This window comes from Paenibacillus oceani (assembly GCF_014705615.1).
GTDB lineage: Bacteria > Bacillota > Bacilli > Paenibacillales > NBRC-103111 > Paenibacillus_AB > Paenibacillus_AB oceani.
The window spans coordinates 17,321-42,390 of the sequence record NZ_JACXJA010000064.1; the positions used below are offsets into that span (position 1 = coordinate 17,321).

16 protein-coding genes are annotated in these 25,070 nt (G+C 55.8%); 10 read left to right on the forward strand and 6 right to left on the reverse strand.

Annotation, left to right across the window (positions count from 1 at the left end; translation table 11 throughout):
• The first annotated feature begins 57 nt into the window (after positions 1-57).
• Complete coding sequence (locus IDH45_RS32125; protein ID WP_190932256.1) at positions 58-1,206, forward strand: nitric oxide synthase oxygenase; 1,149 nt, start codon at positions 58-60, stop codon at positions 1,204-1,206.
• Positions 1,207-1,229: 23 nt separating this feature from the next.
• Here IDH45_RS32125 and IDH45_RS32130 read toward each other — a convergent pair whose 3' ends face one another.
• Positions 1,230-2,150: a polysaccharide deacetylase family protein gene (locus IDH45_RS32130; protein WP_190932243.1), complete on the reverse strand. Its 921-nt coding sequence runs from the start codon at positions 2,148-2,150 to the stop codon at positions 1,230-1,232.
• Between the two features lie 781 nt (positions 2,151-2,931).
• Here IDH45_RS32130 and IDH45_RS32135 point away from each other — a divergent pair.
• A complete protein-coding gene (locus IDH45_RS32135) occupies positions 2,932-4,098 on the forward strand; it encodes an N-acetylmuramoyl-L-alanine amidase (protein WP_190932244.1) in 1,167 nt (388 codons plus the stop codon).
• A 1,099-nt stretch (positions 4,099-5,197) separates the two neighbouring features.
• On the opposite strand, the gene IDH45_RS32140 is transcribed toward IDH45_RS32135, so the two are convergent.
• Together IDH45_RS32140 and IDH45_RS32145 are read right to left on the reverse strand one after the other, a co-directional pair.
• On the reverse strand, positions 5,198-7,402 hold the full coding sequence (locus tag IDH45_RS32140) for a WG repeat-containing protein (RefSeq protein WP_190932245.1): 2,205 nt from the start codon (positions 7,400-7,402) through the stop codon (positions 5,198-5,200).
• An 85-nt stretch (positions 7,403-7,487) separates the two neighbouring features.
• A complete protein-coding gene (locus IDH45_RS32145) occupies positions 7,488-8,264 on the reverse strand; it encodes a helix-turn-helix transcriptional regulator (protein WP_190932246.1) in 777 nt (258 codons plus the stop codon).
• Positions 8,265-8,429: 165 nt separating this feature from the next.
• Between IDH45_RS32145 and IDH45_RS32150 the strand changes: the two genes are divergently transcribed.
• From IDH45_RS32150 to IDH45_RS32160, 3 genes are all read left to right on the forward strand, one after another.
• Positions 8,430-9,854 (forward strand): sulfatase family protein, encoded by a 1,425-nt coding sequence (locus IDH45_RS32150; RefSeq protein ID WP_317891326.1) that lies wholly within the window; start codon positions 8,430-8,432, stop codon positions 9,852-9,854.
• Between the two features lie 346 nt (positions 9,855-10,200).
• Positions 10,201-11,508, forward strand: coding sequence for an ABC transporter substrate-binding protein (locus IDH45_RS32155; RefSeq protein WP_190932248.1), 1,308 nt, complete (start codon positions 10,201-10,203; stop codon positions 11,506-11,508).
• A gap of 113 nt (positions 11,509-11,621) precedes the next feature.
• Positions 11,622-12,449 (forward strand): HAD family hydrolase, encoded by an 828-nt coding sequence (locus IDH45_RS32160; protein WP_190932249.1) that lies wholly within the window; start codon positions 11,622-11,624, stop codon positions 12,447-12,449.
• Positions 12,450-12,625: 176 nt separating this feature from the next.
• Here the strand turns inward: IDH45_RS32160 and IDH45_RS32165 are convergent, their stop codons facing one another.
• Entirely contained in the window at positions 12,626-13,372 is a 747-nt protein-coding gene (locus IDH45_RS32165; protein WP_190932257.1) for a MerR family transcriptional regulator, read from the reverse strand.
• 150 nt (positions 13,373-13,522) lie between these two features.
• On the opposite strand from IDH45_RS32165, the gene IDH45_RS34505 reads away from it, so the two are divergent.
• The 4 genes from IDH45_RS34505 (at position 13,523) to IDH45_RS32185 (ending at position 21,306) form a co-directional block, all read left to right on the forward strand.
• Positions 13,523-15,079, forward strand: a complete 1,557-nt coding sequence (locus IDH45_RS34505; RefSeq protein WP_223837213.1) for a peptidoglycan DD-metalloendopeptidase family protein — start codon at positions 13,523-13,525, stop codon at positions 15,077-15,079.
• A 1,537-nt stretch (positions 15,080-16,616) separates the two neighbouring features.
• On the forward strand, positions 16,617-17,936 hold the full coding sequence (locus IDH45_RS32175) for an ABC transporter substrate-binding protein (protein WP_190932250.1): 1,320 nt from the start codon (positions 16,617-16,619) through the stop codon (positions 17,934-17,936).
• Positions 17,937-18,005: 69 nt separating this feature from the next.
• Entirely contained in the window at positions 18,006-19,790 is a 1,785-nt protein-coding gene (locus IDH45_RS32180) for a hypothetical protein (protein WP_190932251.1), read from the forward strand.
• Between the two features lie 133 nt (positions 19,791-19,923).
• Positions 19,924-21,306 (forward strand): extracellular solute-binding protein, encoded by a 1,383-nt coding sequence (locus IDH45_RS32185; RefSeq protein WP_190932252.1) that lies wholly within the window; start codon positions 19,924-19,926, stop codon positions 21,304-21,306.
• 134 nt (positions 21,307-21,440) lie between these two features.
• Here IDH45_RS32185 and IDH45_RS32190 read toward each other — a convergent pair whose 3' ends face one another.
• The gene (locus IDH45_RS32190; protein WP_190932253.1) at positions 21,441-21,704 is read right to left on the reverse strand and encodes a YkgJ family cysteine cluster protein; all 264 of its coding nucleotides are present in this window, start codon (positions 21,702-21,704) and stop codon (positions 21,441-21,443) included.
• Between the two features lie 141 nt (positions 21,705-21,845).
• Positions 21,846-22,700, reverse strand: a complete 855-nt coding sequence (locus tag IDH45_RS32195; RefSeq protein ID WP_190932254.1) for an AraC family transcriptional regulator — start codon at positions 22,698-22,700, stop codon at positions 21,846-21,848.
• 171 nt (positions 22,701-22,871) lie between these two features.
• On the opposite strand from IDH45_RS32195, the gene IDH45_RS32200 reads away from it, so the two are divergent.
• Positions 22,872-24,266, forward strand: a complete 1,395-nt coding sequence (locus IDH45_RS32200; RefSeq protein ID WP_190932255.1) for a family 4 glycosyl hydrolase — start codon at positions 22,872-22,874, stop codon at positions 24,264-24,266.
• The last annotated feature ends 804 nt before the right edge of the window (positions 24,267-25,070 follow it).

Genomic DNA, 25,070 nt, shown 5'->3' on the forward strand with positions numbered 1-25,070 from the left:
CGTCGTTCCGGTTAGGTATACTAGAAGCATCATAGACGGAACGGAGACTTCATGAGCATGACGACGCAGCGGACAGTACTGGAAGAAGCGGAAGCATTTATCCGGATATGCGGCGATGAACTGGGCTGGGGCGCCGATCGTACGAACGATCGGCTGCTCGAGGTCCGGCGCCGGATCGCGGAGAGCGGAAGCTACGAGCATACGGAGGAGGAACTTCGGCTCGGAGCGCGGCTTGCCTGGCGCAACAGCAACCGGTGCATCGGGCGGCTGTTCTGGGAGACGCTCGAGGTTGTGGACGTTAGACAGCTCGAGACGGAGGAACAGATTGCCGAGGCGCTGCTCCGCCATATCGGGACCGCGACCAACGGCGGACGAATTAGGCCGACAATTACGGTATTCCGGCAGGCGGGGCGACCCGGCCGGGAGATTCGGATCGAGAATTATCAATTGATCCGTTATGCGGGTTACGAGACGGAGGAAGGGATTGTCGGCGACCCGGATTCGGTCGATTTTACGAAGCGATGCCTGGAGCTTGGCTGGCAGGGGGAACGGACGGCTTTCGACGTGCTGCCGCTCGTCGTGCGGATCGGGGATCGGACTCCCCGGTTATTCCCGATTCCCCGCGAACTTGTGCTGGAGGTCCCGCTCTCCCACCCGGAGCTGCCTGGACTTGCCGATCTGCAGTTGAAATGGTACGCCGTGCCGATCGTCTCCAACATGATACTGGAGATCGGTGGCGTCTCGTACACTGCGGCTCCGTTTAACGGCTGGTATATGGGGACGGAGATCGGGGCTCGCAATCTGGCCGACGAGCGCCGGTACAACCTGCTTCCGGCGGTGGCGTCGCTGATGGGGCTCGATATGCGGCACGAGTCGTACTTGTGGCGGGACCGGGCTCTGGTGGAGCTGAACGTGGCCGTTCTGCATTCCTACAAGAAGCACGGAGTGATGATCGTCGATCATCATACGGCGGCGCAGCAGTTTACCCGGTTCGAGGAGCGCGAGAGCCGGTGCGGAAGAGGCGTAACGGGAGACTGGACATGGCTGATCCCTCCCCTATCGCCTGCGACGACGCCGATTTTCCATAATCATTACGAGGACCGGATCGTGACTCCGAACTTCTTCCACCCGGACCGTGACGGCACGGCAACAGGCGATATCGGCGTTTGTCCGGTTAGCGGTACGCAAAGGGCATTCACTCCATGACGGAGCGAATGCCCTTGACGTTTTTACGCCGCTTTGCCGGCCAGCAGCTCCGGCACGGTTACGAACGTGTATCCTTTTTGTTTTAAATATTCGATCATTTGCGGCAGCACCTCGACGGTATTGTCCAGCTTGCCGTTTTTGCCTCCGAAGCTGTGCATTAAGATAATGCCTCCGGGCTTCGCATGCTCCTTGACGATCTCCATGATCTGCTCCGGCGGCGTGCCGGCCCAATCCTTCGTATCGACCGTCCAATGGATAAGCTCCTGTTTGGAGGCCGCTACCGTTTTCTTCACCTTCTCGTTGGTCGCACCGTACGGCGCACGGAACAGATCGGTTCCGCTTCCGAGCACTTTGCGGAGCGCTTCGTCGGTTTTGGCGATTTCTTCGGCGATTTGATCCGGGTTACATTCGGTCAATTTGGCATGATGATACGAATGATTGCCGATGGCGTGACCTTCTTTTTGAATCCGTTTCAGAACATCCCCGTACTTCGCAATCTGAATGCCAACGACGAAAAAGGTCGCCTTGACGTCGTGCTCCTTCAAAATATCCAATACTTGAGGCGTATACGTTTTGTCCGGACCGTCGTCGAAGGTGAGCGCGATCTGCTTCCCTTCCGGCTTCTTGACCGGAACGGTCGGCTTCCCGGCTTCATTTGGCTTCGCCGTTTCTTTCGGTGCTGCCGGTTTCGGTGTGCCGTTTTCCTTGCCCGGCTTCGCTGCTACGGAGCTGCCGGGCGCCGGCAAGCCGCTCTGTCCGCCGGTCATCGATGCGTTCTCTACCGGCGGCACCTGAGGGGGAGTCATCGGACTGTGCACTTCCTCGGCTACAGCGGTCTGCGGACTTTCGCCGCCAATCCATGCGGTTTTAATCGTATAACCGGCAAAAATCAGCAGCATGACAACACTAACGACCGTTAGTCTTAATCTTCTACGTCTTCTCATAAGCTGAATCCTTTCTCTTCTACCATGCTGGCTGCTTGCCGATCTATTTATTTGGTTGGAAACGATGCTGGATGATCAGGAACGAACTTCCGCAACAAGCACGGACGCCGTACCATCATTAGGCTCTGTTTCGAAGTGTTTCATAACGGGTGAATCGGTTGCTTGGGGCGGCGCACCGCGGTTTGCGCCTACAAGAGTTATGCGTACGCTATTGCCGAACTCTCTTATCTTATTTGACGGTTGCGGCGACACGAAAGTTTAGATGTTTTCGGGTAAATTCTACATTTTTTTTAACGATACAGAATGTGACTGTTTGTTAAAGCAAACCGGGGCGTTTTGGCATCATTTCGGCTCATTTTTGGGGAAAGGTTCCGCTGTTCGTTCGGAATAGATGTATGTACTCAGCTGCTATGTTCGAAAAAAAGTCCCTTCTTCTGGGCTTCCGGGAAGTAATTTCTTGTGACCCTGCGATTCGCCCCGTCTAGTTCCATGGAATGGGAAAAACGGTCCTGTCGGCAGTTGCGTCTCTTTGTCGTAAATGGTAAAAATGAGAGTAAGGAATTTAAAGTGCGAGTTCAAAAAGCCCGGTTTTCAGCACCGTGAAGATGGGATGAAGCAAGGAAATGAGGAGCGGAGCGTAGTGAAAGCTTTCGTGAGCACCGGAGGTTCCGGCTGAATTCCATATTCGATGTCGAGCAGGCTTCCTGTATCTGCTTCGTGATCAAAAGTGGGCTTTTTGAACAACCTCTTAAACCTATTAAAAGAAAATAAGAGGACTGCTATGAAACCACCTATTGCACGGAAAGCTGTTCTGGTTCTCGGGATGATGCTCTGCATCTCTTTGCCTGTAACGGAAAAAGCGCACGCCGGCGATACGTATTCGGCTCGGGTGACTGCGGATCATCTGAACGTTCGCTCCGAACCGGCGGCCAGTTCGAAGATCGTCAGCTCTTTGTCGAATGGTGCGGTTATCACTGTCTCGGACGAGGCCTACGGCTGGCTGAAGATCAAGGTGGGCCAGAAAACAGGCTGGGTAGCCGGACAATATGTGAAAAAGCTGAGCAACTCGACAGCAACTGCCGGTAACCCGGCCGCAAGCCCGGCCAAAACCGCAACGACGAACACCTCCAAAAGCGAAGCGACGCCGAAATCGGCGGTCGGGAACGCCACCGCAAGCAAGCACGGCGTCGTCTCGGCGGACAAGCTGTGGATGCGCAGCGGACCGGGGACGAACAACGAGGCGACGGAGCTGCTGCAGAAAGGCGCGGCGCTGACGATCGTGAAGCGGGAGAACGGCTGGCTGCAGGTCCGTACGACCGCCGGCAAGACCGGATGGGTGTCCGGCCGTTATGTGGACGAGACCGGAGGCAGCGTAACAGCGCAGACGGCACGGAAAACCGGCGGTCTTAGAGGGAAAGTGATCGTGCTTGATCCCGGGCACGGCGGCGATGATCCGGGTGTGATCGGCAACAAATATAAGACGATAGAGAAGACGATTAATTTGAGTACGGCCCAGTATGTTGCGGAGGAGCTGCGCCGCGCCGGGGCGAAAGTCGTCATGACCCGGACAAGCGACAAGGAGCAGCCGGAGCTGTCTCAGCGGGCCGCGCTCGGCAGCAAGCAGCAGGCTGACGCCTTCGTCAGCATTCATTACAATGCATCCCCCAAGAAAGTGTCGGGCACCTTGACGTTTTATTACTCCGAATCAAAAGACCGGCCCTTGGCCCGCAGTATCGAGGCAAGGCTCGGCCAAGGAGGCGGCATTAAAAGCAACGGGATCTCGTACGGCAACTACCACGTGCTGCGGGAAAACAAGCAGCCTTCGGTGCTGCTCGAGCTCGGCTTCCTGACAGATGCCAGCGACGAATCGGTCGTCCGCAAGGACGATTATCAGCGCAAGGCGGCGCGCGCGATCGCGGCCGGCCTGAACGATTATTTTGGCGGCTAGGTGGGACAGGCAGGACCGTGTGAAGTGTGCGAGACATGCGGGATAGGCAGGACACTTAGGTCTGCGGGATAAGCAGGGTGTGCAGGACATACAGGACTTACGAGGCGTGCAGGGCCTGTGGGATATGCTGGGCATTCAGGTCTGCGGGATAAGCAGGACGTACAGGCATACGGATATGCAGGGCAAGCAAGGTGTGCGGTTAGTACATATCGCGGCGTAGCGGCACCGTATGCAGTTTTCAGATACGGTGCTTCGCTGCACGGCATGGCGGCGGGAACCTTCAGAACCACTCAACCGGTGGCGTCTGGAGGTTTTTTTCAGTTATGCGGGAGATGCTAGACCTCATCAAGCTCCGGGTGCGTTTTGCTCGGTATGCAGCGGTGCTTTCGCCTTGGCGCGCATCGCGAATTGCGGTTTTACTCGCTCAAGGGGGAGTTGTCGTAACTTAAGAGCGATTCGCACCTCTTATTTTGCCAGAAATCGGGGTTCATGCGAGAATAAGAGCGGTCTGCAGCTGCTAAACTCCCCCGAATTCTGCAAATTGCCCCAAAGCCGCTGAAATAAGAGGTTCAAACCGCCGTTATTTCTTGGTAGTGATGCTAAAGTTGTTTAATAAGGGGTGCAAACCTCCTTTATGTCGAGCAAGGTCGGGAAAGGACCGTCGCTTCCAAAAGCTGCGGATACGATTTACTTTCAGATCGCCGGATTACCGAATCACCGGAGCGCTAGAGAACCGGCCCCCGAACCGGATCACCCGGAGAACCCAAGGAACCGTCCCTCAGCCTTTTCGCAGGATGCGGAACGGCCCGATTCCCAAGAACGGACCTCAGGATTCCACTGCAACGTGGAGGCTCGAGGTCCTTTTTCCCGAAGAAAGTCGGTTCGAAGCGGGGCGCAGCCTCGCAAAAAGACTTTCGAGACCGCTCCCTATATCTCGTGGAAAATCGTTGGTTCTAAGGGACTCGAAGAACCGAGTACTGACTACTGGGAAGGCCCAATCGTATCGGGTAACCCCCACCCCCAAATGACTCCGGTCGGCCGGCCATATGCTGGTAACTGCTGCGCAAGGGGCTTTTATCCAAGCGCACGGGCTCCAATCTCAATGGAACGATTTCCAGAACGCCCCGTTCGTATCGAGAATATCCGCTATTTCCGCATACGGGATCCTGAAGGTCGGGAAACCTGCGACATACGGCGCGATCTCGTAAGGCGGGAACAAGATGTGCAGCGCATCCCGGTTTACGAAAAACAGCTGATCGGGCTTCACTTCAACCTTGCTGTCCGGGAAGACGTAATCGTACTCCGGATTCGTCGCGATCTGCTTCTTCACGATTTCCGTCAGCCGTTGCGTGTAAGGCGCTCCGGGCTTGAACAAATCTTTCAGCGCATACATATCGCCGTTCGCCAGATTCAGGTGGACGTACACGCGGCTCGGCATCCCGTGGGCCGCTCCGAACGGATAGTTGTATCCGTACAGCTCGAGGACGAGCAGGTTTTTGTCGAAAAAGACAACCGCATAATCGCCGGTGTAGTTGTAGTCCAGTTGCTTGTCGGCCGGAACCGGCTTCACGGCGGACAGCTCCGCGAGCTTGCGGTTGACCTTCTTCTGGACAGCCGGATCGGCCATGCCTTCGATCTGCGGGTAGTAGACGAGGTAATCTTTGTTTGGCTTATACTTGACCTCCCGGACCTGGTAAGGAGGGCGGAGCGGCAGCACGACCGGGGGGCGCCAGACGAGCTTGCCGCTGCGGTCGTAATACGACAGCCGCTGATCGATATTGGCGCTGATCAACTTGCCGATGAACGCCATCGTGCCGCTGCCCTCGAGCCGGGGCAGATGGGCGGCCTGCCTGCCCGAAGGGTCGATCCAGTACGTGTACCGGTCGTTGTACACGGAGGCGTACCCTTCGTGGAATTCGGTAATTTGGCCGAAATCAAAGCCGGTCAGCCGTTGTCCGCTGCCGCTGTCGGCAAGCGCGTATGTGGAGCCGAGATATGGCCGCTTCGGATCGAGCGCCTTGCCAGCCGCCGCCCGCTGCTCTCCGAGCAATGAGATGTCGTTATATTCGGGCTGCATAATATACGCACCGGTTGTATCGATCAGCCCGTACAGGTTGTTGTAATCCTCCGCGATATTTACGACGGCCCGGCCATTCTGGAAAGGTAGAGCGATGCTGAAGCGGGGAGGGATCACGATCTTCCCCTTTTCGTCGATATACCCGTACTTGCCGTTTTCCGTCTGCTGGAACGACAGGAGCCCGTCGCCCGGACTGCCGACAAAAGCGTAGTTGTAGACGGCCAGACGTCTGCCGTCCGTTCCGATTAACGCATACTCGCCTTCCTTCACCTTCACGACCGCTCTGCCGTTTGCAAAGTCGGTCGCATCCAAGTATTGGGCGGGGATCGCTTCTTGTCCTGCCAGATTCAAATACCCATAGCGGCTTAACCCGCCCGCATCCATCGTGTAGAACACCGCTCTGCCGTCATGGTAAGCGCCGATATAGTCGTAAGTGTTCGGAGTCAGAATATGGCCGAGGTCGTCGATGACACGGAACCCTTTCTTGTCGATGACAATGGCGCGGCCTTCCGAGAACGGGGAAACGGATTCGTAAACCGGCTCTACGACAAACCGCCCCCGGGCGTCGATAACGCCTTGCTTGCCGCCGGTCTCCACCACAGCGAGCCCGTTGTCCTGAAAGTCGTTCGCGTACTCGAACCGGGGAGGGAGGATCGTCTGCCCGCGTTCGTCGATATACCCCCACAGATTGCCCCCGATCGTCCTGACCGTGATCGGATACAGCGGGATCGTCCGGACGGCGGCGGCGGGCAGTCTCGTTTCGGCTTGTTCCGGCACCAGGACCGGGGCGTAACCGGAGCCGTATCCGCTGCCGGAGATCAGCGGCCGGGCCGGGCCCGGACCGAAGTCCATCAGACCGTATCCGGTCCATTCGTAGATCGCCAGCCGAGCGCCGTTCTCCGCATCGTGCCATCCGGCGACGATGTTCCACCGGTCAGGACGGGTGAGCGGAGCGGCGTAGAATACGTTTAGCTCATTGCCGTACCCTCTTAAGGCGGAGGCCGGAGCCCAATTCGTTCCGCTCCAGCGGTACACCATCACATACAAGTCGCCATTGCGCCTATACACGCCGATCCACTCGGGGACGCCGTCTCCGTCCAGATCTGCGTTCAGACCGGGCTCGGCCCGATTCGGACCGCCGGCCGTCACCCACCCGTCGTCCTCCCGTTTCTCCAAGGAGGCAGTCTCGTTAAGCTTGCCGGCTTCAGCCGGGAACCGATAGGACATGCTGGTCAAACTTCCTTTCCAATTGGATGTTTGCCTACAGCATATGGAGAATGGGCGGGATTGGTGAGTACCGGTCCGAAGGAGATCATCTGTCCCTCATGACGGAGAAGGCGGAGGGCGAGACGGCCGTCGCCCGCTTGAACACCCGGTAGAAATAGGAGGTGTCGTAATACCCGAGGTAGTCGGCGATTTCAGTTACCGTAAAATCGCTGTTCAGCAGCAGGTTGCGGGCCTCCGCGATGCGCAACTGCTGCATATACGCGACAGGCGTCTGGCCGGTCGCCTCCTTGAACAGCGATATCGCGTAATTGGGGGAACGCTGAATGAGCTCGGCGAGCTCGCCTACATGAAGCGGCTCGCGGTAGTGTTCGCGGATGTGCCGTTTCATTCGCTCGGCCAGCCTCCACTTCGTCGGGGAGATGCCCGCAGACCCGGATTCGCGGCTTGCGATGGCCGCGATCTCTTGAACAATTCCCGCAGCCGCGAACCGGTGCATCGGCTTCTCCTCCTGCATTTCGCGGTGCAGCGCCTCGAACCGCTTGGCCACGTAATCGATATCGCCAATTCTTTTTTTCGTAAAACAGCCGAGGTCGAACAGAGGAACGGTTCCGTGCGGAAACGAATGGTCGAACAGCGCCGAATACTTCCGGTGGGGGTGCGGCCCGTCATTCTCCGCGCTGCGGAACGTTCCTTTCGGGATGAAGACGAGATCGCCTTCTTCCGCCGTTATTAGAGTATGGTTGATGGTATACACGAGCCTGCCTTCTGTGACGAGGACGAGAATGTTGGATTCTACCGCGACCGGTGCCATGCGCCAGTTGGGAATCCTGTCGTCGTAATAAGCGGAATGGAGAGTGAGCATCCGGGAAACACCCCTAACACGCCATCATTTGTCCTCATCGTAACACGATCCGCGCTGTCGTTGCCAATGTGATTTTGTACATAAAGCCGGAGTATTGTACATGGCTGGCGGCGATTCGGATTCGTTATAATGGGGGCAACCAAGCGTTGGAAGGAGCTGACGAAGGTGGAGCCACAAGCGGACAACCGCCCGAATATCGTATTCATCATGAGCGACGACCACGCCGCCCATGCGATAAGCTGTTACGGCAGCCGGATGAATCGTACACCGAACATCGACCGGATTGCGGACGAGGGGATGCGCCTCGATCAATGCTTCTGCACGAATTCGATCTGTGCCCCGAGCCGGGCTGCGATCCTTACAGGCGTCTACAATCATATCAACGGCGTGCGGACGTTGTCCGACCGGTTCGATGGCAGACAGCAAACGATGCCGAAGCTGCTGCAGGAGAACGGGTACCAGACCGCGATTGTCGGCAAATGGCATCTCGGACACGGCAGGGAAAGCGACCCGACCGGTTTTGATTATTGGGACATCTTGCCCGGTCAAGGCGATTATATCGATCCGGCCTTCATCCGCGGAGGAGAGAGGCGGGTCATCCGCGGGTACGCGACCGACATTATTACGGATTTGTCCATCGATTGGATCGGAAGGCGCGACCCAGACCGGCCCTTTTTCCTGATGTGCCATCACAAAGCGCCGCACCGGCCGTGGATTCCGGACGCGAAGCACGCCAGCCTGTACGAGGATGTCGATATTCCCGAGCCGGAGACGTTTCACGACGACTACACGAACCGGGCGAGCGCAGCAGCGGCGGCGGAGATGCGGATCGACCGGGATCTGACCGCGCGGGATCTGAAGATGGAGCCGCCGGAGCATCTGACGGGAGCCGCGCTCAAAAGCTGGAAATACCAGAGATATATGAAAGACTACTTGAGGTGCGTCGCTTCCGTCGACGACAATGTCGGCCGCCTGCTCGATTATCTCGATGCGGAAGGGCTGACAGGCAACACGATCGTCGTGTACACGTCCGATCAAGGCTTCTTCCTTGGCGATCACGGCTGGTACGACAAGCGGTTCATGTATGAGGAATCGCTGCGCATGCCTTTTGTCATCCGTTATCCGCGCGGCATTCGGCCGGGGACCGTCGATGACCGGCATATGGTGCTGAATACGGATTTTGCCCCGACCTTCCTCGATTATGCCGGAATCGGAATACCTGCGGATATGCAGGGCGTCACTTTCCGGCCGGTATTGCAGGGAGAAAGCCCGGAGGGGTGGCGCACGTCGATGTACTACCGGTATTGGATGCATATGTCCGAGCATGCCGTCTATGCCCATTACGGCATCCGCACGGAACAATACAAGCTGATCTATTATTACGCCGACGCACTCGGCACTACGGGCTCGGAGGATAACCCCCAGCCGCCGGAGTGGGAACTGTTCGATCTGAAGAAAGACCCGCACGAGATGATCAACGTTTACGATGATCCGGACTATGCCCGTGTCGTGGACATTTTGGAACAGGAACTGTACCGTCTCCAGGCGGAAGTACAGGACGAGAAGTACGAACCGAATCCGGCAAGGTGACCTGCCCGGATCAGGGACCAAACGGCTGACCTGATAGGAGAAGCAGTCAGCCTGTTTGGTCTACCGGGAATGGGAGACAGAGGCGGGATGCAGGCGCTGGAAGCGGAGCGTTTTTTCTAAAAGGTGAAATGAGAACGGTTTCAGAGGTCGTTGGGAGGTTATCACGTGCCTGTTCCGCAGTACCGAGCTCCTCATGAGGAAGGGGAAGCTGGAGATAAAGTTCGATGGGAGGTGGTCATCGCTGTGTTTATTTGAATGCGTTTACATGAAGCAAGGGGTACAGTCTGTTCATTCGCAGAGTAACAGTTGAAGGGTCCTATGATAAAGGATGAGGGGGAGTTAGACGATGAGAGGACGGAAGGCGTTTGTGCTCGGACTGATCCTGGCGGCAGCACTGGCCGGCTGCGGCAAAGAAACGGCTTTACCGGACGCCAAGACAGCGGCCCAGCCCGTGAACGAGCCTGTAACTTTGAAAATTTACGATTACCAGGCCGGCATTAACGACCGCGAGCTGCAGGCGTATATCGTTAAGCCGATCCAGGCCAAGTTTCCGCATATCTCGTTCGAGCTGCTGACGGCCAAGTCTCCCGAGGATCTGGCTGCGTCGGGAATCGTCCCGGATCTGGTCGCCACGAGCAATGTGTACGTGAAGTATATGCTGGATCTCGGGTTCGGCGAAGATATGCAGTCTATGGTGAAGGCGAGCGGATTGAATCTGAACCGGATCGAGCCTGAAGCGCTGAATGAGCTGAACAAGTTCGGAACGAAGGGAGAGCTGTTCGGTCTGCCCCTCTCGATGAATTACGGGGTCATGCTGTATAACAAAGAAATATTCGACAAGCTCGGCGTCCCTTATCCGAAGGACGAGATGACCTGGAGCCAGACGCTGGAGCTGGCCAAGCGGGTAACCCGGACGGAAGGCGGAATCCGCTATGTAGGCGTATCGATGGGAGCGCCGCAAGGACTGCTGCGGCAATATTCGCTGCCGGTCGTGGATGAGAAGCTGGAGAGGTCGGCGGTTACGTCCGAAGGCTTCAAGACGATATTTAATTCTTTGAGGCAGCTGTACGATATGAACGGATATTTGGGACCGAACAAGGAATTCAACTACGGATTTAACGAATTCGCCAAAGACCAGACGCTGGCGATGAATCCGAACTGGATTGCGGCGACGACCGACACTTTGGCGCAGATGGAGAAGGAGGGCCGTTCGTTCAAATGGGATATGGTCTCGTATCCGGCCTTCGACGATCGTCCGAAGCTGGGACGCCAGATCGACTTCCACCTGTTCATGGTGCCTCCGGCATCCAAAAACAAAACCGCCGCCTATGAAGTGATCCGTACGCTGCTGTCGGACGAGGCGCAGGTGGCGATGAATAAAGCCGGACGTCTGACGGTGCTGAAGGATACGGCGATGAAACAAAACTATGCGGCCGACTTGAACGTGTATGAAGGAAAAAATTTGGCGGGAATATTCAAAGTTTCACCCGCTCCGGCCCCGATGAGCACGAACTACGATACGAAAATTTATTCGTTCCTCCAAGAGTCCAACAAAGAGATGGCGCAAAACAATATGGACGTCAATACGGCGCTTCGGCTCGCGGACGAGAAAGCGAACAAGCATATTCAGGAGATGAAGCAGCAGGGCAAGTAGCGGGAGGGGGTCTCCCGATTGCCCAAGCGTGCTTGGATTTCTATTGGGCCTGCACCCGGCGGCTCTCCCTCCCAATTTCCGATTGAAAATACAGGAAATAACGGAGATAATGGATGGACAACGAGGAACCGCTGCGGAACTTATGCCGCGCGTCGATGTGGAGGGGGGAGAGCCGTTTGCTGCCAAAAGCTTTGTTAGTGGATATGGACGATACGATTCTTGCTTACGAGCAGGGAGTCGATCTGGATGGATGTTGGGTAAGCGTATGCGGGAAATATTTGAACGGGGAGAGCGGCCCGAGCGTGGAGACGGTAGTCGACGCCATCAAAAAGCAAGCGCATTGGTATTGGAGCGATGCCGAGCGCCATAGGGTGGGAAGGCTTGATCTAACGATGGCGAGAACCGAAATTATCGGATGTGCGCTGGAGCAGCTCGGTATCCGGGATCGCCCGCTGGCGGGCCTGATAGCCTCCGATTACGGAGTCGAGCGTGACGAGAAGGTGTCCGTATTTCCGGGTGCTATCGATACGATTCATTACATCCAAAGTTTGGGCATTCCGCTCGTCTTGCTGACGAATGGCGCTGCCGCTCCGCAGCGGTCCAAGATCGACCGGTTCGGGCTTGCTCCGCTGTTCGATCATATTCTGATCGAAGGGGAGTTCGGCAGCGGCAAGCCGGACAGCCGCGTGTACGAGCACGCCCTGAAGCTGCTGGGAGCCGAACCGGAGGAAGCGTGGATGATCGGCGACAACTACCAATGGGAAGTGGTGGCGCCACAAAAGCTCGGCATCAAATCCGTCTGGATCAACCATAAAGGCAAAGACCCGTTGTCGATGCATGAGATTCAGCCGTTTCGGACGATCCGCGCGTTTAGCGAGCTCGTTTCGGTGATGGAGGAGATGCGCGGACGCGGGCAGTCGGTTGGAGACAGGATGGATTAGAGACGTTTGTTGGAAAAAAGTTTGCGGTGGGACGATCCACTACGGCGTCATCGTTTCCCGCCGCGCCAAAAAGTCCCCGTCCGGGGTGCCTGGAGCACCTCCGCGGGGACTTTTCGCGTACAACGGCCGAAAATGGATAAGGGTACGCGGGATACGTCGTCTACCGCGGCATTCACCTATTCCTGATGCCGGTCCGCATAGACGGCCATCGCATCGCGCATAAATACGGCGAGACCTTCTCCGAACTGGTCGATGTTCCGGGTGAACCGTTCATCGTCCACGTACATTTGGCCGAGCCCTCTGAAAGCCTCGGGCGAATACTGGCCCATCCGGTTCAGGAAGTCGTACCATTCCTTGATCGCGGCTTGCGACTCGTCGGATTCGGGCGAACTGCCGCGAAGCGCGGCAAGCTTCGTGTAGATGGCGTTCATCGCCTCGCCCCAGGCGGCCTGCTCGTCTTTGGACAAACTTCCGACTTTGGCGTTCGCCTTGTCTACGGCTTCGTCTCCCCACCGTTTGCGGGCTTCTTTCTCGTACGGATTGTGGCTGAAGTCGAAGCCTTCGAATTTCTCTTTGTTGGACATTTGGATTTCTCCTCTCGTATGCTGAATCGTTTTCGTAATGGTGGCGATCATCTTGTCGAGCTGGCGGCGTTTCTCCAGCAGCATCTTCCGATGCAGCTCCAGCGCTTCCTGACGGTCGAAGGAAGGACTGCTCATAATCTCTTTGATGTGTTTGAGCGGGAAGCCAAGCTCTTTAAAAAATAAAATTTGCTGCAGCGTCTCCAGATTGCCGTCGGAGTACAAGCGGTATCCAGCCTCGGTCACTTCCTCAGGGGTTAGCAGCCCGATTTCATCGTAATGATGAAGCGTCCTTACGCTGATGCCGGCCAGCTCCGCCACTTCGCTTACCTTTAGCGGAATCGCAATGACCTCCTTTCAACATTCACTTTAAAGTATAACGTAACGTGAGAGTCAACATGAAATTTGCAACGGATACGAAATAGAATTTTTCAGCTCCGTATCGTATGATTAAAGAATCAAAACGAAAGTACGGAGTGGAGGATAAGAAGTATGGATTCGCGGAAAGAGACGCATTCGAAACGATCCGGACTTATGTCGCGCAAATTTGGACTATTTCTGCTCGCCATCGTCCTCGTGGCGGCCTGTGCGGTTGTGTTCGTGAACGGGCAGCGGGCCGGCCAGTCTCCGGCAGCGGAGCCCGAGGCGCCGCCAATGCCGGTACAGCCGCCTCCCCCGGAAGTCGTCCAGTTCGGCATGACCGATCTGGACCGCGGGTGGATGCGTTATTCGGACGGCTCTATGAAAGTAACCGAGGACGGGGGGAGCCAGTGGCGGCTGGTTGCGGACAGTCCAACAGGAGCAGGCGGTGCTGGCGCCGGCGCTGTTCCGGGGGTGTCGGCGGCCGGTGCGGCAACCGGGGCAAGTGGTGCAGCGGCGAACCCGGGGACAATCGCCGGCACGACACCGGGCACAACGTCAAACGCGACACCAGGTGCAACTCCAGGCACAGCCCCAGGCGCAGCGCCAGCTTCCCCGAACGGCACTGCCGGACCATCGGCCGTTCTGTTCGATTGGAGCACAGTGCCGGAGGGAGAGCCCAAACCCGCGAACGTTATGGTCGGGACGAACACGTATCCGGTCAAGCAATCCCAGTTCGTAACCGACCGTGTCGGCTGGGTGCTGCCCGTGCAGCCGGCGGAACCGGCTTCACCGCTGCTGGTAACGACCGACGGAGGGACGAGCTGGCAAGCGGAAGTAACGCCGCAAGTTAAAGAAGCTCTGGAGGAAGAGAAGTCGCGGCTGCGGCGAATCAGCCGGGAAGCGGCATTGTATGCCACACCGGAGCAAGCGAAGCAGACGATGGGGACCGAGTGGGTCATCCTCCCGGAGCAGGCTTCGCCCGGAGATGTCATGCTCGTCCGGCACAACAAGCCGGGGCAGGTGGAATGGAACGGCAAGACGTACACGCTTCAGCCATTCGGTGCAGGTTACTTCACGTATATTCCGATTCCGCTGTCGGTAAAGGCCGGCTCGTACCCGATCGGGGACAAGCAGCTAACGATTCAAGCGAAAAAGTTCGACACCCAATATTTGCAAGTGACACAGCAGATGGAGAGCATGAAGCAGGACACGCAGCGCATCCAGGCCGATCAGAAAAAGATTAACGAGGCGCGCAGCCAATCCGAGCCCGAGTTTTTGTTCGATTCCGCCTTCATCCAGCCCGTCGAAGGCCGGCTGACCACGCCATACGGACATACGCGTTACGTCAACGGCAAATACGACAGTTCCCATCTGGCGATCGATCTGGCGGCGAAGGAAGGGACGCCGATCAAGGCGACGAACGACGGTGTCGTCGTATTGGCGGAGATGTTGTATTTAACCGGCAATGCGATTTATTTGGATCACGGCATGGGTTTGTTTTCGCAGTATGCGCACATGTCCGAGCTAAAGGTGAAGGCCGGGGACCGGGTGAAAAAAGGCGACATCATCGGGCTTGTCGGTACGACCGGATTTTCAACGGGGCCGCACCTGCATTTTACGTTCTGGGTGCATAATGTGCAGGCCAACCCGAATCTGTTTTTTAACAAGCTGCCTTTCCAGTGGTAGAGAGGCGTTCCAGCGACCAACCTAACATCGGCTATTTGTCAGGCTGCTGAAGTTCACCTGGTCGATCATGAAATGCCGATGGAACAAATTATGTCAGAACCTGCAGCGAAAAGACCGTTCGAAGCCATCTCACCAGGCTGAAACGGTCTTTTAACGTTCCGGAAAAGCGGCTAATACTTCGTTCGGCCGTTTTCCCTTTGGTTGAATTGCGAATGCAGTTGGAATTAGGAAGCGGGCGAAGGCGGGACCAGTCAGGGAAGGGCTGCGGACACGTACACGAAGGGAATCACAAAAGTCTGCAGCAAGTCGGACTCTCCCGGGGAGCTCAAATAGAGGGAGCGGAAATCATGAAAAATGCGAGTCGAAAGGTGAAGAGAAACGGGCGAGCTGATGCCTAGTGCAACGCTGCGTAAAAATCCCAACACTTGTACGAGCAAATTTTACCGAAGCGGCGAGTTTGCGCAGACGGGGAGGTTGGATGTACTAGTCGTCATATAGAGGCTGTCGATTCAATATGTAGAAGTGATAGCAGGGCGTTCCAAGTGAAAAGTTACCTTCTTCTGCTCAAACAGGTTGTCCGGAATCCCTTGTTGAATAAGGATGGTAAGGTAGGGGATTCCAGACAAAACTCGCCAGAAGCTAATCTTTTCCCATTCCACTTGGTTGTCCACATTGAATCGACAGCCTTATATAACAGGCGAGCGATGGTCGTTTGGCAAAGAATACGGTTCAACCTTGTTTTGCTCCCTGCAAATCAAGATAGAGGAAACTTTACTTCCGCTAATTCATTGATCAAACTCTTTTATGGTCGTTAGCGGAAGTTTTATTTCCTCTATACGGAGGATTTCTCTGTATTTCAAGTAAATTTCCATAAATAACGGAAATAATAGTTCCGCTATCCACCTTTCTGGACGGTTTCATGCACAGTAGCGGAAGTCTTTCTTCCGCTAATCGCTTCACCCTGCAAAAAACACCCCCTTGCTATCCTCATTCAGCGTGTAGGCGTAAATTCATTCGCCGCTGGATCCGGACACCGATCTCTGCTGCCCATACGCTGGTAGATTTATCCGTTGGTCTAATTTCGAGGTCTAGCACTAGTCGGATTTGGGATATTACATCCCATCTGCAACCTGGTTTTTATTAAAAATAAAAGTTATAACATCCTATCTACATCCCAAATTGAATAAACTAAACAATTAAATATAACATTTATACGATTTCTTGTTTGTTTCAGGCAAAAAAACGTCCAAAACCCTCTTTACAGGATGTGGGAGACGAAATATAATGAGTTTCAAGGTCGGATCTTCAAGCGTCCTAAGTTGTTTGAAAATAGTCGGTTTATAAATAAAGGATGTAGATGAGACCTAATCTACACGGCTGGGAGGGAAGTATCTTTTTTCTTGCGGCATGCAATCTCAAGCGTGATGTGGAGTAGCACTACCGTTATGAGCTAGGAGTACGGAGGCAGGCAATATGAAATGCGGAATATGAAACAAGTCCGAAAATGAAAGCGTTGTCAATAAAAGGGGGTCAAGCGATGTTTCGCAAACCGATTTACACGTGCACGATGTTCGCTCTTGCCGCAAGTATGATCGCCGGATGCGGAGGAACGAAACCGGAGGCCGTAAACGTTCCCGGGCAGAACGTGCCCGAAGCGGCTGCGGCGGTTGCAACAGCTGAACCGGCTACGCTGAAGATTATGTATTTCGCCACGTTAATTACACAGGAAGCGGTCGATCAGTTTATCGGCGAACCCGTAAAGAAGAAATATCCCCATATTACGATCGAATATGTGAACACGGGAGGAGGGGTCAGCTTCCAGAAGATGATCGAGCAAGGAACGCCCCCGGATCTCGTCATAACCGATTATCCGAACTTATCCGCCGTCACGGACTATGCGTATCCGCTCGACTTGAATCCTTACCTGGAGACATACAAAGTGAATCTGAATCAGTTGGACGCATCGCCTGTTCAAGGCATCCGGAACGTCGGACCCAAAGGGGAAATATTCGGTCTGCCGTGGTACGTCGATAAATTCATGCTGTTTTACAACAAGGACTTGTTCGACAAATTTGCGGTTGCGTATCCGACCGATCAGATGACTTACGAAGACCTGGTGAATGTATCCAGACGGCTTACACGCAAGGAAGATCAAGTTCAATACGAAGGCGTCCGCTGGGGTAATTTGCATACGGTCGGGATGCAGTGGGGCATTCCGATCATTAACAAGCAGACGGGAAAGGCCGATTTTCAAAATGATTTATGGAAGCGGGCACTTGGTGTAGTGAAGGATATTCACGAAACGGGAATTACGAATTTGCCCAACGAGGCGTTTTATAAGGAAAAGCGGATGGCGATGCTTACCCAGTGGCTGAATCCGATGCTCGGTTTCGCCGAAAGCGTGGCGAATAGCGGGCAGACGCTGAACTGGGATATGGTTTCCATTCCGCAGCATCGGGAGGCGCCCGGCATATCCGGTGCAGCCAAGCCGATTTATTTGCTAGTGTCCCAGAGCAGCAAATACAAGGAGCAAGCGTTCCAGGCCGTATCGTACATATCGACCTCGGAAGAAGTGCAGTCGCTGCTTTCGCAATATGGCAAAATAACCGCCTTGAATTCGGAGGCGATCCGAAAGCAGTTCGGCACGAAGAATGAGCTCGTCAAAGGCAAAAATATCGAGGCGATTTTCAAACATCAAACGGCTCCTCTGCCATACAGCACGAATTACGAAAAATTGGCCAGCCCCGAGCTGAATATCGCAGGAACGGATGTCGCTTCGGGGTCCAAAGATGTCAATACCGCCCTGCGGGAAGCGGAAGAGCGGGCCAATAAAAAAATCGAAGCACAGCTGAAATAACTAAAAGTGCGTGATCAAAAGTGGACTTTTTGAACAACCTCTAAAAACGTACATGGGAGAGTGATACGCATGGAAGGGAATCGGGTTGGATGGGAAAATGGGACCATCAGCCGCAGGAAGATGCTGGCGACCATCGGGGTGGCTGCCGCCGGCGCCATCGCCGCATCGGGCAGCACGGTCGGATTCGCCAAGAAAGCCGCCGGTGCGAGCTGCGCCATGTGCGTAGACAGTCTGGCCGACCTGACAGCTATAGACGAGTCGGAGCTGCAGGACGGACAGTGCTTCCGCTTGAAGGGCTACCGTGCGGGTACGCCGCATGGGGGCGGCGCTTATGTCTGGGATGCTTCGCTTAGCAAAAGTCTCCATAACGGCGGAACTGTCGTCGATCCAAACCGGCCGCTACCCGCGGACTGGACGAATGACGGACAAGTGGCGAGTTGGTTCCTTGCGGACACAACCGGCCAAGGCTGTTACAGGAGAGTGGGAGATACGGCTATAACGCCCGAGATGTTTGGCGCCGATCCGGGCGGTGTCATCCCGAGCCAGCGTCAGATCACCCAATGTGCGGCTGTTCACGGCGGCGTTCAACTGTCGGCGAAAGCAACTTATTTGTGCGCGGGCAACATCTATCTCACCAAAGGCAACCGTGTCACGGGATACGGCCGAAGCACGAATCTTCGTTTTACGTCGGGCGGGGTCGTCCTGAGCGGAGCGGAGTCCAAGGAGTTCAGCCTCGATAACTTTCTGATCACGACAGCGGGGAGCGGCCAGATCGCGCTCGATATTATCGATGCCAGCGTTAATACGGCGCCTACGCGCTGGTCCCTGAGCAATCTCTTTTTATACAGCGAGACCGTCGGGCAAGGGACCGGATGCCGCATACGCGGCGGATGGATCGCGTCCGTATTCAATCTGATCGCACAGCGTTTCGCCGTAGGTGTGGATATCGTAAGGAGCGACTCGCCGCCGCATGTCGGCTTTAACGGCATTTCGTTCGTCGGAGGGGAGCTGCAAGGAAACGGAGTCGGGTTCCGGTCCCGTTCTCCGCTCGGAGTCAACTTCTTCGGCACGGCCATCGAAGGGAATAGCCAGTTCGGCGCCCGTCTCGAAAACGGGACGCGTCAAGTCAACTTTGACGGCGTCTATTTCGAATCGAACGGCACGGCCAACGTGAACAATGGAGCTGATGTTGCGATCGATGTGGACGATCCGTTAGCTACGATTTACGGGATAGCCGTGAGAGGGAGCATTTTTTTACGGGGATCTTCCGGCTGCAAGCGGGCGATTGTCGTCAACAAAGCAATTGGGCTGTACATCGATCCGGCTTGTTCCTTCCACGGATATGAAAATGCGCTTGTGCTGAATGAGATCGTTGCCAACGGGGTGAGGGGCGGCATGTTCGATGGGAGGTCGCTGCTCAGTGTAACGGGTCAGCCTGTTATCAACAATACGTTGCAGTACGGCAACCCGACAAGCCGCTCGTTCTCGCTCGGCCATGTAGCTGCCGGCCCGGATGTCGCTACTGACGGGTGGCTCGGGTTCGTCGCCTTCGGGACCGGGATCGCTAATCGGGGAGCCGTAGATGTAATCGTCCATGCCGACGAGCCGGGCGACGCATCGTTTCGCCTTGCTGCCATCGATACGGCGACGAATGCGCCTCTGGGAATGGATAACGTGTTTCATGCCGGCTTGACGGCGGGAATCAATAAAGTCCATGTCGCCTATAATTTCGAGAGCGGGGGACTCAAAGGCAAAAACGCCGCCTTCCGATTGACCCGGCAAGGTGATTCACCGACAGATACGAATGCGGGCAGCATCGCTTTGATCGAATGTATCGTCCACTATTACGGCTGACCGTTCAGCCTGAACAGACCCGGGCATTTCCCATTTTGGTGCCTTGGGCGAATGCGTCTGTTGACTTTGAATTCGGAACGATACAAAATGAAGGAAGCAAAGTTCCGGCGATTGGACAGGAGTGTAGAAACCGTTGCATAAAGAGGAGAAAACGAGCCGCAAAACATTTCATTCCCGGCTGAACCGAATGGTGGAGAAACTGGAGAGGGATATTGCCGAAGGCGTGTACAGCGTAGGCGATCTGCTTCCTTCCGAAACCGCACTGGCGGAGCTGTTCAAGATGGGACCGCGTTCCGTCCGCAAGGGCATCGATCTTCTGGTGGAACGGGGCATGGTCGTCAAGGAAAGGCGGGTCGGCGCGAAAGTCGTCAAAGCTCCCGAACTGGAGCAGGTGACGCTGGTGATCGCCTGTTATGCGACGGTTGTCCACGATTTTGCGCTGGAGCCGTTAATCGCAGACTTTCAGGCCTTGCACCCGTCGATACGCGTGAAAACGATTCTGGTCAATACGGACCACTACCACATGTTCACCCAGATGCTGGACAGCGGCGTGATCGACGCGGTGACGCTGAATCAGGATACGTTCCAGGATTTTGCGGTGCGAGACAAACTGTCCTTGCTGGAGCCGCTTCCGGACCATCTGCCGGGCGTGTACCGCTTTCTGACAGATGTGTTTTCCGTCGGGGGTCGGCGCTACGTGCAGCCTGTAACCTTTTCTCCTCTTATATTATGCTACAACAAAGCGCATTTTCGCGAGAATGGACTTCTGGAGCCGGACAGCACCTGGACGTGGAGCGATATGATCAAAAATGCGAGGCAACTCACCCGAAGCGATTCGTACGGCCTGTATTTCGATCCGCTGTCCATCAATATTTGGCCTGCCCTGCTCCTGCAGAGCGGCGTAAAATTTGAGCGCGATGCCGACGGCCGTTTCGAGGTCGGTCCGGACGGGAAGTTTATGGAGTGCATGCGGTATTACCGGGAGATCGTCTCGGACCCGTCGATGTTCCCTCCATTCTGGAACGACCGGGAGATCGATTATATCCAGATGTTTAAAGAAGGGCATATTTCGATGACACTCGTCGGCTACAGCACCTTAACGAGGCTGGGAGGAAGCGGTCTCGATTACGATATCTCGCCGCTGCCGTTTATCCGTCATCCGCTGACCAATGCGGTCTCGATCGGAGTCGGCGTCAACGAACAGTCCAGACAGAAGGAAGCGGTCCGCACGTTTATGGAGTATTTGAGATCGCCAAGAGCTCAGAGGCTGATCAGCACCCATTCTCTGAGCATCCCGGTTCATAAGGAAGTCGCCGACGAAATCCGGCCGGATGACGGACTGCGTCCTTCCCGCTACAATTTGTTTAAAGAAATTATGCCGTCATTCCGCGTTCAACAAGACCTGAATCTGGCCAACTGGCAGCTGCGACAAATATCCGGTCCGCTGCAGCTTTATTTGACCGGGCAGATCGGCGATACGGCTTTATGCGAACGGCTTGCACGTGCGCTTTCCTAGAAAGAGCCGCCCCGCCCCCTCGAGATGAGGGGGTTTTTGTTTGTCTGAACGTTCGCCATCGAATCGGGCGCGTTTTGGGGAGGCAAATGGCTGTCTGGTTATGTCGCGGTCTTCTCTCTCAGAGCAACGGCCGTTCAGGAACGATCCGGAGTTGTCAAACGCTCCATTGTGCTTAAATAGTCGAAAGCGTGCTCATTCGAATGGCCGCACATGTCTTCCGAGGGCCGCAAGCTTAGACATACGGCAGGACGTTCGGGCTTCCCGAACAGGCCGCACTTGTTATCGCCCTTAAGCTGGACGCACCGGACGCCGGCGGGTTTGCCTTCCGGCATTCCGGGGATAGCGGACGAGATCGACACGACGATACAGCAAGCGGCGCATCCGACCCGGCATTCCATCAAGCATCCCTCCTCCAAGGCTCTTGTACGGGTCCATAAGACAAGTATACCACAGGGGATGAACCCGGAAGTGCAGACCCTACATAAACCAAACCGGGCAACAAACGCCCCGTATGGCGGAGAAATAGACAGGGCGCCCTTTTACACAAATTGCGAGGGCGGCTTGTTGTAATACTTTTTGAACGCTTTCGAAAAGGTGTACGGATCGGGGTAGCCGAGCAGCTCGGCGATTTGTTTGATCGTGTACGATCTCCGGTACAAGTAGTCGCGCGCGCGGTTCATGCGTACTTGATACAAGTAGTAGCCGGGTGTGACGCCGACGGTTTGCTTGAAAAACGTAATGAAATATTTCTCCGACATCCCGGCTTTTTCGGCAAGCTCGCGGACGGCGATCGGACGGTGCAGCTGTTCATGCACAAAGCGGAACACCGGCTGCAGGATGTCCATCTGACGGGAAGCCCTTGCCTTCGGAGGCGTGTCCGCCGGTTCGCCGCTTGCGGCAGCGGCTTCGGATTCCGCCGCATTTTCGATAATTTTGGCGAGCAGTACGGTCAGACAGCCTTTAAGCCGGACGCTCGACAAAACCGAACGATTGGAGTACCGCTCGAAGGCTTGCCGGAACAAAGCCGCCTCCTCCTGCACCGAGCTTCCCGCAACAATGCCGGATAAAGGGAAATTGTCCAATATCCGCGACCGGTCCCCGATGCCAAAATCAAAGTGAACGTAGATAAACCGGCAGCCCTCCTCCCCGTTCGAAGCGGTGTAAGGAACGTTCGGATAAAACAAGATCAGGTCTCCGGCCTTCGCCGTCCCGTTCACGTCCCCCATCCGGAGGGTAACCGTCCCTTCCTCCACGATCCATAGATCGTAATCGGAGTGCTCCTTGACTTCTCTCCACCTGCTGTCGTGGTATAGCGAATGGCAGGAGCCGATCCGCAGCGTAATATGCTCGGACAGCTCGTTGAACAGGTGAAAGGACCCCGCTTGACCCTTCATAGGTTACCGCCCCTTCGATACTTTTTGACGAATCGCGTTGGTTCCAATATAGCACAAGATCATGGCCGGCATCTCAATCGTACTATTTGACATCCGCTTAAAACTACAGTCCATTTGAATTCATTCCCATCCTTTTATAATTAAGGCGAGAAGGAAAAGGAGGGATACGCTATGAATCGGGATGGCGGGAAATCGGGCAAACCGAAAGTCGTAGTACTGGGAGCGGGCAGCTTGTTTTTCGGAAGGCAGTCGATATGGCAGATGGTCACTTCGCCGTATTTGAACAATGGGACGCTCGCTATGGTCGATACCGACGAAGCCAGGCTGAACAAGCTGCTGAAACTGGCCCGTATGGCGGCGGCCGAGCAAGGGGTGAAGCTTGCCGTGGAAGGCTCGACCGACCGCCGGGACGTACTGAAGGACGCCGATTTTGTCGTCCTCAGTTTTGCCAAAGATACGGTGAAGTACAGGGGCATCGACTGCACGGTGTCGGAGAAATACGGCATTCGCATGTGCTCCGGGGATACGATCGGACCAGGCGGCATATTCAGGGCGATGCGGGAGCTGCCGGTCATTATGGAAAGCGTCCGCGATATCGAGAACATTTGTCCGGATGCCTGGGTCATCAACTACATCAATCCGTCCGCCGTGCACGGCATCGCTTTAAGCCGGTATGCGCCGAAGCTGAAGAGCTTCGCTCTGTGCGACGGGCTGCATATGCCGCACGTAAAACGGAATTACTTGAGACGGTCCGGCCTTATTGGCGAAGCCGGTCAATTTACCGAAGACGTGTCGCTGCGATTCGACCTCCGGATTGCCGGCGTCAATCATTTTACGTGGCTGCTGAAGGCGGAATTCGACGGCAAGGACGTTGCCCCGTTAATCGCCGAATCGCTTCGCAAAGCGGCGGAAACCGGCACCGACGGCGGCGACCGTGGAGCCAAGGCGGCGTACAACGACGCGATCGGGTATGAACTGTACGGTATTTTCGGATACATCCCTACGTGTGTCGCCCATACGAAGGAATACGTGCGCTTTTGGCAAGGGCTCGGCAAGACGGTGGAGCCGGTTCCGCCGCTGCATATATGGGAGACGGAAGAGCGGTATAAGCGGCATGACGAGATGTGGAAGCAGGTCGATGCTTTTATAACCGGCCAGAAGCCGATCTCCGACTTTAGGACTGCCTTCGGTCCCGATCATGCGACGGATATTATCGAGAATATGGTAGGCGGACTGGGCAAGCCGTTTTATATCAACACGTTAAACCGCGGGGCGGTGTCCAATATGAGCGGCGACGCTTTTCTCGAGCTGCTCTGCGATGTGACGATGGAAGGGATCGTGCCGCGGCCGGTAGGGGAAATGCCGCGGGGGATCCGCGGGATGCAGGAGCTCGTCCTCGATACGCACGAGCTTACCGCCGAAGCCGTAGTGGAGCGGAGCTTTGTCAAGCTGAGAAGGGCGATGATGACCGATCCGCTTGTCAATTCGATCGGCGACGCCGACCATATCATCAGAGAGCTGCTGGAGCAGGAGCGGGAAGCGCTGCCCGCCTATTGGTACGAGTAACGGCGGCGATATGCGTTTTGCCAAAAGCGAAAAGATAGGACGGGGCAGGGCAGGGAAGAGCAGGGAAGAGCAGGACAAGGGAAACCAATTGCAGTAACCTTCTTAGGCTGGACACCTAAAAGGCGCCTATCAGGCGGCGGGACGGGGCGAAGCGAATCGCAGTATCCGGCTCCGATCATTGTGCGGAGGGAGTAACGCTGTTTCTTCTGCATATCGCCGAAGCGAGGGAGGAGGGGGGGCTGGGACGAGCGGCGGTATGCCATCGGCGAGTACGAAGCCTGTCGGTGCCGGCGTGCTGGCATGCTCCAAGCGGTATGTGGTATGCTGCCGGGTTGTGTGGGCCTAGTGTGGGTCCCCCTCCCCTAATAGCGGACGTTTGCAGCGCTTATTTCGTCCCGAAGCGTCGATCCGCAACCAATAAGAGTCTTTGGAAGCTGCTATTTTTGGGTAAATTGGCGCAAGGGCTCATAACTCGAATAATAAGAGCTGCTAGCATCCGCTATTTTGCCGAAAGTGACCAATCTACTAGAAATAAGGGGTGCAAAAGACTGCTAACGGTTCTCTGACGGGCAGCGTCCTCTGACGCAAAAGTGACGGGGATTTCTTGGAGAAATGAGGGAGGAAATCCGGGAGGTTATCCGCTCAGCCGTACCTCTCAAACCGCGGCACATGTAAAAGTCGCCCTCCCTGGGGAACCCTGGGAAGGGCGTCTTTTACGCCGCCGGGCTACGCCGCCGGGCTACGCCGCCGGGCTACGCCGCCGGGCTACGCCGCCGGGCTACGCCGCCGGGCTACGCCGCCGGG